Origin of the sequence: Streptomyces sp. RP5T (assembly GCF_003933965.1) — a bacterium.
In the GTDB taxonomy this organism is placed as follows: Bacteria; Actinomycetota; Actinomycetes; order Streptomycetales; family Streptomycetaceae; genus Streptomyces.
Window position 1 is genome coordinate 1 of sequence record NZ_RSAJ01000341.1, and the last position, 8,954, is coordinate 8,954.

At 69.1% G+C, this 8,954-nt stretch carries 8 protein-coding genes; 7 read left to right on the top strand and 1 reads right to left on the bottom strand.

What is annotated here, in order from left to right; genetic code table 11:
- On the bottom strand, positions 1-356 hold a 356-nt coding region (locus tag EHS43_RS28825; protein ID WP_125193654.1), incomplete at its 3' end, for a hypothetical protein.
- A 335-nt stretch (positions 357-691) separates the two neighbouring features.
- Between EHS43_RS28825 and EHS43_RS28830 the strand changes: the two genes are divergently transcribed.
- The 7 genes from EHS43_RS28830 to EHS43_RS28860 all read left to right on the top strand — a co-directional run.
- On the top strand, positions 692-955 hold the full coding sequence (locus tag EHS43_RS28830; protein ID WP_125193655.1) for a hypothetical protein: 264 nt from the start codon (positions 692-694) through the stop codon (positions 953-955).
- Positions 952-1,323, top strand: coding sequence for a hypothetical protein (locus tag EHS43_RS28835; RefSeq protein ID WP_125193656.1), 372 nt, complete (start codon positions 952-954; stop codon positions 1,321-1,323). The genes EHS43_RS28830 and EHS43_RS28835 overlap by 4 nt, the downstream gene beginning before the upstream one ends.
- Positions 1,320-2,813, top strand: a complete 1,494-nt coding sequence (locus tag EHS43_RS28840) for a ThiF family adenylyltransferase (RefSeq protein WP_125193657.1) — start codon at positions 1,320-1,322, stop codon at positions 2,811-2,813. Before EHS43_RS28835 ends, EHS43_RS28840 begins: the two co-directional genes overlap by 4 nt.
- Positions 2,746-4,854, top strand: a complete 2,109-nt coding sequence (locus tag EHS43_RS28845; protein ID WP_260470755.1) for a hypothetical protein — start codon at positions 2,746-2,748, stop codon at positions 4,852-4,854. Before EHS43_RS28840 ends, EHS43_RS28845 begins: the two co-directional genes overlap by 68 nt.
- Positions 4,855-5,032: 178 nt before the next feature.
- A complete protein-coding gene (locus EHS43_RS28850; protein WP_260470756.1) occupies positions 5,033-5,656 on the top strand; it encodes a DUF6308 family protein in 624 nt (207 codons plus the stop codon).
- Positions 5,657-5,908: 252 nt separating this feature from the next.
- On the top strand, positions 5,909-7,021 hold the full coding sequence (locus tag EHS43_RS28855) for a tyrosine-type recombinase/integrase (protein WP_260470757.1): 1,113 nt from the start codon (positions 5,909-5,911) through the stop codon (positions 7,019-7,021).
- Positions 7,018-8,954 (top strand): site-specific integrase (locus tag EHS43_RS28860; RefSeq protein WP_125193659.1); only part of this gene is annotated, 1,937 nt, incomplete at its 3' end. The genes EHS43_RS28855 and EHS43_RS28860, both read left to right, overlap by 4 nt.

The following is an 8,954-nucleotide window of genomic DNA, read 5'->3' on the forward strand; positions in this document are numbered from 1 at the left end:
GTGACTATCAGGGCGCGTACGGAGTGTTCGTCGAGGGTGCCGTCGTGGTGGGTGGCGGGCGGGTCGTCGCGGGGGCGTACGACGAGGTGGCCGTGGTCTCCGAGCGAGACGATCCGGCTGACACCGCTGTCGGTTGGGTTGGGCCGCAGCCGGGCGGCCGCGAGGTGATACAGGTCGGCCAGGTGGTCGGCGGCGGCCATCTGGCCGAGGCGTCTGTGGAGCGTGACGGCGGCCTCCGGTCCGTAGCGCGCCCGGCGTGCCGCGTCGCTGTTGCAGACGCGGGCGAGCTCCGCGTCGTCGAAGGCGATGTCCACCGGCAGCCCCAGAGACCTCTTGCGTATACCTGTCGCTTCCATGCTACTCTCTCGATCAAGGAAAGTTTCATTGGCCTAATGGGTGCATGAAACTTTCCTCGCGATGGAGTGTCTTTGCAGGTCGGATCGGTTAGATCCGGAAGGAGGTACGTCATGCCGGGCAAGTCCAGCAAGGCGAGTGGGTCTGGTGGGAAGCGTGGTCGCAGTGCGGTCACGGGTCGGTTCGTGAAGCAGTCGACGGTGCGCAGGCACCCGTCGACGACGGTGAACGAGCGCGCGTCGCGCGGCTCGAAGAAGAGCAAGTAGGCGGGCTTCGAGCCCGCCTTTCACATATCCCGGCCTGCTGCGGCGGGCCGGGGGAAGGGGAGGTGGTCGTCATGACGACGGCAGATATCCAGCACGAGGAGACCGGCGGCAAGACGGTGACCGTCACGGTGGACGGCGAGCCGGTGGAGGTGCCGAAGCACACGACGCCGAACGCGGTCCTGGGCCTGGCCGGCATCGACGCGGGCACGCACTACCTGGTCCGGATCACCGGGCGGCACCAGCACTCGTTCGCCGGCCGCGGGGAGGAGGAGATCACCGTGCACGAACGGGAGACGTTCGTGTCGGTCTCCACCGGCCCGACTCCGACCGCATGACTGCGGTGATGCCGGAGGCGGGGCCCGCGGGGATGCTCGCGGGCCTGCGCCGGGCCGGCTACACGGTGGAGCAGAGCGGCAACTTCGCCGTCTTCGACTACCTCGTCGAGGTCGGGCCGCAGGCCGGGACGACGGTACGTATCGGCGTGGAGCTGGTGCCGGACTGGCCGCTGTCAGCCCCCCACGGCCCGCACATCAGCCCGCGCCTGGGACACCCGCACGGTGCGGTGCACACTTCTCCGCTCGGGCCTGAGTGGGAGCACTGGAGTCGGCCGCCCGCCGACTGGGCGCAGGACCGTACGGTCCGCGGCTATCTGCGGCACCTGCGCACCCTGTTCGCGCAGCTGGAGAACGGGCCTACGACGTGATCACCCGCTTCTCGGTCGCCATGACCAGCGGGGTCGCTCAGCACCTGACGGATCACCTGCGCCGTGCGGACGGGCAGGAGGACTGCGCCTTCGTGCTGTGGCGGCCGAGTACCGGCGCCAGCCGCACCACTGCGCTGCTCGCCGAGGTGGTGCTGCCGCAGGAGGGCGAGCGGATCGTGCATGGCACGGTGGACTTCACCAGCGCCTACTTCTTGCGCGCCGCGGCCCTGGCCGCCGAGCGCGGCTGCGGGCTCGGCTTCATTCACTCCCACCCCAAAGGCAGGGGATGGCAGCGCCTGAACGCCATCGATCACGAGGCTGAGGCGTCCTTCGCCGCGCAGACCCAGGTGATCACCGGCCGTCCGCTGGTCGGTCTGACCTTCGCGGGCACGGATGCAGGATTCGGTGCCCGCATCTGGCAGCAGCAGGCTCCCCGCCGCTACGCACCCACTGAGGCGGAGAGCGTCCGTGTGGTCGGTGGCCGCCTGATGGTCACCTTCAACAGCCGCCTCGTGCCCGTACCGCCGGCCACGAACCGGCAGCTGCGCACCGTTTCCGCCTGGGGACAGACAACCCAGGACGACGTGGCGCGCCTGCACGTGGGTGTCGTCGGATGCGGCTCGGTCGGCATGCTCGTCGTCGAAGCCCTGGCCCGTACCGGAATCCAGAACTTGAGTCTGTTCGACTTCGACACCGTCGAGGAGGTCAACCTCGACCGGCTCCTGCACGCCGCGATCCGCGACGTGCACTTGCACCGGGCCAAGGCCCGCCTCGCTGTCCGTAGTGCCCGCCGCGCGGCCACCGCCACGAACTTCCGCGCGGCGCCGTACGAGCTGAGCGTGGTCGAGCCGGCCGGGTTCGCCGCCGTGGCCGACTGCGACGTGATCTTCTCCTGCGTTGACCGGCCCTGGCCCCGCGCCGTCCTCAACCTCCTCGCGTACGCCCACCTCATCCCCGTCGTCGACGGCGGCATCGCCGTCGACGCCCGTGGCGGACGCCTGCGCGGCGCCGAATGGCGCGCCCACATCGCCGCCCCCGGACGCGCCTGCCTGGAATGCCTGGGCCAGTACGACCCCGCCCACGTCCAAGCCGAACGCGACGGCTCCCTCGACGACCCCGCCTACATCACCGGCCTGCCCGCCGATCATCCGCTGCGCCGCAAGGAGAACGTCTTCGTCTTCTCCGCCAGTGCCGCGGCCGCGCAGCTCAACCAGTTCGTCACCATGACGACCGCGCCGGGCGGGATCGCCGACACCGGCGCCCACCTGTACCACCTGACCACCGCCACCCTCGAGCGCCGCGTAGACGGCTGCGAGAGGGGCTGCCCCTACGACGGCATGCTGCGGGCGCTCGGCGACGACGCCCCTGTCACCGTCACGGGACGGCACCCGGCCGCTGAACAGGCCCGCACTGCCCGTGCCCGTGCGGTACGCCGATGGCCTCTCCGCGCCCGGCGCGCTGTCGACGACCTCCTGCACCGATTCCGCTGAAACCCCCGGCCAGAAGCGTCCGGCCAGCCACGCATTCGCGCTTGGCCCGTCCGGCCAGGAGCCCAACACTGAAATCCGCAACAACGTCACACCGGCAGCCGGTAGTTCACGGCCAGCGGATACACGCACGACGGGAGTGCCGATGGACGCCGCAGAGCGCCTCGTCCAGAAGATCGAAACGCTGAGCAGGATGTTCACGGATGCCGAGCCCGCGTCGTTGCGTACCGGCTATCTGGCCGATCCCTCATCCGGGCACCCGGTGCTGCAGGGCTCCACCGCGACGGCTCTGGTGCCCCGCTGGAACGCGCATCCCAGCGGCCTGCTGGTGCCCGCCACCTCCGTGCCGCCCGCGCCGATCGACCTGGGAGCGGCGTACCTCACGCCCGATGAGATCTTCGGGTTCGAGCTGCCCGCCGACTACGCCGTGCGCCAGCTGGAGCGACTTCCTCTTGAAGGCGTCATACGGTTTTGCGCCCGGGTGCTCAACGCCCTGGAGTTGCCCGGCGTGTCCGTGCAGGCCGTCGAGGCGCACTTCGCCGGCGAGTGGCTGGATGAGCCGGTCCGCAGCCGTGTCCGGAACCTGCTCCGGGACCAGACGCGCAGGCTGCTCGTGCCCCAGGCCCTCATGCTGCTGGCACGCAGGGCCATGGAGGTATCCCCGGACACCGTGCCGGACAACCTCCCCGACGGCGACATCGTCGGCGCTCTGTTCAACCTCACCCAGACCATGGGGCACTATCCCGATCCCGGCCCGAACGTCATCACGGACCGGCCCGGCACACTGGGCCGCGAAATCATCGCCAACCAGCACTTCCATCGCATCTGGTCCGTCCCGGGCGTCCTCGCCCGCTACGCGCGGCGCTGGCTGCAACTGCCCGCCGAACACCACGGCGAGCCGGGAATGGTCGACCTCAGCAAGACCTACCAGGACTGCACTGGCGCCCGCCTGGAGGACCTGGCGGCCGTCGCCGGCTACCTGTGGCTGCGCACCACGATGGGACGGTTCGTCATCGAGCCGGGCGAACTGGCCGACCTGACCCTGCCCGTGGAGCGCGTCGAGTCGGTCATGGCGCTGATCGCCAACGACCTGCCCGGCATGCAGGAAGCCGTGCGCACCGAACGCCCCGAACAGCGCACTGAATGGTCCTTCGATCCCTTCCAGCAGTGGCCCGTGATCCGCCTGCCCGAAGACCGGCTGCTGGTCCTCGATCCCCGCCACCTGATCAGCCGGGCCTTCGGATGGCTGCCGATCTGCGACATCGAGTTCCCGCCGCCGGGGCGCACCAAGCCCACTGGTCACCGCCAGACGGCCGCCCGGGCCAAACAGACCCTGCGCCACTGCAGCGAGGTGTACGTCAGCGAAGTCCTGCACGCGATGACCCGCGACGAAGGCACCACCCGCCGGGTCTACGACGACGCTGACCTCAAGGCCGCCTACACCGCCCCAGGCCAGCGCATCGCCGACGCCGCGATCGACTATCCCGGCACCTGGATCGTCATCGAGGTCACCACCACCCAGCTGCGCCGCGAAGCCGCCACCGCCGTACCCGGCGCATCGCAGATCGACGACATCGACAAACTCGTCGATGAACTCGACCAGATCGATGCGACCATCGCCGCGCTGCGCGGCGACGAGGCCGCTCTCACCGGAGCTCCTGCTGCTGGCGACCGTCGCTTCCTGCCGCTGCTCGTGTTGCCGGAGGGCTTCCCCGTCAACCCCATCACCCTGACCGTGATCCGTGAGCGCGCCCGGCGGAAGGGGCTGTTCCCGAAGCCGGACACGGACCCGGTGGAGATCGTAGATATCGAAGAACTGGAGATGATCGAGGCCTTGCAGGAGGCATCCGGTCCGAGCCTCCTCGACATCCTGCGCAGCAAGCAGTCCGGCAGTCTGTGCAACGCCGCCGTACGCGACCACATCCTGCACGTCATGCGAGTACGGCCCGATGCACCAGCCCGGCACGCTGGGCTGCTGGACAGTGCCCTCAAGCCACTCGTCAATGCCCTGCCGCAGCCGCATCAGAGCCCATCTACGAGCTGATGGTCGGTGTCCCCGCGTGACTCGCCGACCGGCTCGCCGGATGCTTCTCGGACCGTCCCCTGGCGCTGCTCGCCCGCGCATGATCTCGATGAAGGACGGAGTTCTCATGGTCGCTTCCACTGCAGCGTCCGGTGTTCCGGGTGGAGCGTTGTCGCCGTTGGGACAGCGGTTGCGCGTCTTGCTGAGTTCCGAGCGCGTCATCAGTGACCTGCGGCGTTACTTCGGGATCGGTCTGCCGCCCGGCGGGATGCGGTTCACCGGGAGTCGGTTCGAGCATCTGGGGGGTGGGGGAGACCGGCCGGAGGCCGCCGACCGGTTCACGGCGGAGGACCTGGTCGCGGTGCAGACTTTGTCGGTGACCGTTCCGGCGCCGGTCGCGCTGGACATTCTCGAGGGCCCTCTCGGTGCGCGGCTGTCCCGTCTGCTGCACGCCATCCCCAACGACATCGACATGGTCGACGCCGACGCGGACGTCGTGGCCGACGGTTCGCCGGCGGACCAGGCCTGGAGGCTGCTCTGCGAGCAGCATGGGGTCAACTGGGTCATCGCCGGGAAGGTCCTGGCCCGTAAGCGTCCCCGACTGCTCCCGGTCTACGACCGAGTCGTCCGCTGTGCCGTCGGTCGGCCGCCGTCCTTCTGGCTCGCTCTCCATGCCGTGCTGCGCGAGGACGACGCCGCGTTGCACCGCCAACTGCTGGAACTGCGGCAGGCCGCGGGGCTATCCGAGACGGTGAGTGCGCTGCGGGTGTGCGATGTGGCGGTATGGATGAACCACCGGGCCGTCGGCCATGCCTGCCCCTGAGGATGCCTACCGCCAACGCGCGACTCAAGGGGGCGTTGTGGCGTGTGAGGGTGACGGACTTTACCAACCGTCACCTGGGTGTGCGGGACGTTCGCGTGGAGTGGTCCGCAGGTGTGGGGGAGGGGTGTGGACTCAGAGCTGAGGTATCGCTGCTGGAGCGGTCCCGGGCTCGGTGAAGGGCGGCACGCGATGGCTGGTCGGTTGGTGGTGGGCGAGTTACGGGTGCAGGAGATCGTCCGTGGGGACGGCCGGGTGTCCTACACAATCGTGGACACGGACTGCACGGTCGTGGTGGAGGCGGACGGCTTCCTGCGTACCTGCGCTGCGGGCACGGACCGTACGTACGCGCACATGCTGGTGGATCATCTGCGGTGGCTGCGATTCGCGGGCCTGGACACAGAGTCGGTGTCACTTGAGGACCTCCGGCACTACATTGCAGCTCTGGGAGCTCACTACCCGGGGCCGTTCGGCCTGCCATGGCGGGAGAACAAACGCCCCTACGGGCACAGCGCACTGAAGACCGCAGCCTCCTGCCTGAAGGGCTTCTACCTCCACCTGAGTATCCGGGGTGTGAACCCGGCGTTGGCGGAGGCGCTGCGCGTGACCCGGTTGCCAACGCGGGCGGATCGGCGGCGGGCGATGCTCGGCCACGTCCTGGACAACATGCCGGCCAACCCGCTCGCGCCTGCGGAGCAGGTGCGCCGCCATCCGAAGATGCTGCCCGAAGGCGCCCGAGAGGCGTTGCTGGGGGCGGTGTCGTGCGCGCGGGACCGGATGGTGGTCACGTGGCTGGCCGACGGCGGGTTCCGGATCGGGGAGCTGTGCGGGCTGCGCCTGGTCGACCTGCACCTGCGCGAGCAAGCCACATGCGGTCAGTGCCGGGGACCGCATGTGCACATTTGCCACCGCGAGGACAACGCCAACCGGGCCCGGGTCAAGACCAAGACCCCCTGGGCATGGCAGGACAGCACCGTGTGGGGCGGGACGGTGCGCCGGGCCAGCCCGGCGATGATCCACACCTACTTCGAGTACATCACCAGCCAGTACCCCGCCCAGGTCGCTCACGGCATGCTCCTGGTCAGCCTGCACGGCCCTTCCCTCGGGCAACCGTGGAGCACCACCGCCGCCCGCGGCATGCTGCGCCGGGCCGCGGCCCGCCTGGAGATCGGCAGGGTGACACCACACGCCTTCCGCCACAGCTTCGCCACTGCGGTGCTGGACGCCGCACGGGGCAATGCGCTGATCGCACGGGATGCCGGTGGCTGGGCTTCAGCCGCGACCGTCGAGCAGGTCTACGGCCATGTCGACGTTCACGACTCCGACTTCGCCGCGGCGCTGGAGCAGGTATGGGGGCAACGGCCGTGATCCCGCTGACGCTGCTGCCCGGCCGCGCCGACGCTCCCCGTATCGGCCGTGACCGCCTCGAACTGCTCACGACCCTGATCGAGGCCCCCGGCTTCGACCCGCTCTTCCGCGACACCCTGATCTATGTCCCGGCGCAGCATCCGGTGTTCGCCTGGCAGTGCGCCGTCGAGGGCTGCGAGCGCATCCGCCGGGTGGGCCACAACCTGTGCGGCACCCACCACCTGCAATGGGAACAGGCAGAACAGACCTGCCAGACCAAACGCACCTTCATGAACACCGCAACGCCTCTCCCCGCCGCACGAGGGGTCGACTACGGGCGCTGCCGCATCTGCCCGGACCGCCCGGCCGGCAACCCCACGACCCGGCTATGCCATCAGCACCACAACCGCTGGCAGCGCGGCGCGGCAGCACACCTCGACCGCAACCACCTCGACCAATGGGCCCTGGCCCAGCACGCCTTACCCGGCTACGGCCCCTGCAAGGCCCGCTGCCCCTTCCTAGCCTGCACCTCGGTGGGACTCTGCTTCCAGCACCAGGCCCGCTACCAGACCGACAAGCGCCCAGGAGGAGCCCGGTCAGAGCACATCCACGGCCGCATCCAAGACGGACGCCAGCTCCCCGTGACCTACGACGACGAGCCCGCCTTCCACACCTGGTGCGCGGCCACGGAGCCCGTATCACAGCCGGGGCTGATCAACCTCCACGGACTGCCACCACTGGTGCGCGCGGAAATCCAATGGGGCCTGCACACCCACGCCCACCAGTCCACACAGCACTCGCACTGGCCCCTCAACAGCGTCAGGAACCTCGTCAAACACTGCTGGCGTGGCGCTTACACCTCGCTGATGGACTTTCACGATGAAAGCTACAAAAACCTGACGCGCAAGCAGATGGATTCCGAAGTCCGAAAAGCCCTCCGGGAAATCGTGCACGGTCTGCGCTGCGTCTACTACAGCCCCGCCGACACCAAGGACGCAGGCTTCCTGGAAACCGATCACTTCGGACGACGCTTCAAAAACGCCCAAAGCAACTTCGACCTCACCGCCGTACCCCAGCGGTGGCTGCGCGACCTGCTCTGGGACCACCTCGCCGAATGGCTCCGCTCCCCGCAATGCCCCCGCACCCGGGGCCCCTTCGACCAGATGCGCCGCGCCGCCGTCGAACTGGGCGTCTTCCTCCAAACCGACGCCCCCAATGCCGGCCACGACCCCACCGAGCTGCGCCGCGAGCACGCCGAGCGGTTCGTCGCCGACCAGCGCCACCGCGCCCGCCACGGCCTGCCGTCCCTAGGCATGGTCCTGGTCGACGGACGATCCCCCACCGTCACCGATCTGAGCTGCCAATTCGTCTTCAACGGCGCCCGCAAGCTCCTCTACAGCGCCATCACCGCGGGCCACGCCGAACGCCTCGCCATCGACACCGGCTTCCTGACCGCCATCCCTTTCGGCGGCACTGGCCTCAAACAGCGCTCCCGCAACCCCTTCAGCGACGACGTCGCCCGCGCGCTGACCGACCAGACGAACCTGCACCGCCTGGAGGAACTCGACCTCAACGACCGGGGCCTGCGGGACATCTGGGAGACCATCGTCGCCACCGGCCGCCGCTGCAGCGAAGTCATCGAACTACGGCTGGACTGCATCGGCCGCTACCGCGGCCTGGCCATGCTGTGGCACGACCAGACCAAGGTCGGCAACTACAACGAGGGCATCCGCATCCCCGACCCCATCTACCACCGCCTCGATGCCCGCCGCACCAAAACACTCCAGCTCTACGAAAGCGCTACGGCCATACCCCAGCAGCCACCGAACGCCCCGGCCTGGCCCTATTCCCCTCCCGCATCCGCAACCCCAACGGCCACCAGGCAATCTCCTACGGCCACTTCAACCACCGCTTCAAAACCTGGATCACCAACCTCGACCTCGGCGGCGCCTAC

Coding starts and splice junctions, on each gene's coding strand:
- EHS43_RS28835 (WP_125193656.1), top strand. CDS start 952: ATGACTGCGGTGATGCCGGAGGCGGGGCCCGCGGGGATGCTCGCGGGC.
- EHS43_RS28830 (WP_125193655.1), top strand. CDS start 692: ATGACGACGGCAGATATCCAGCACGAGGAGACCGGCGGCAAGACGGTG.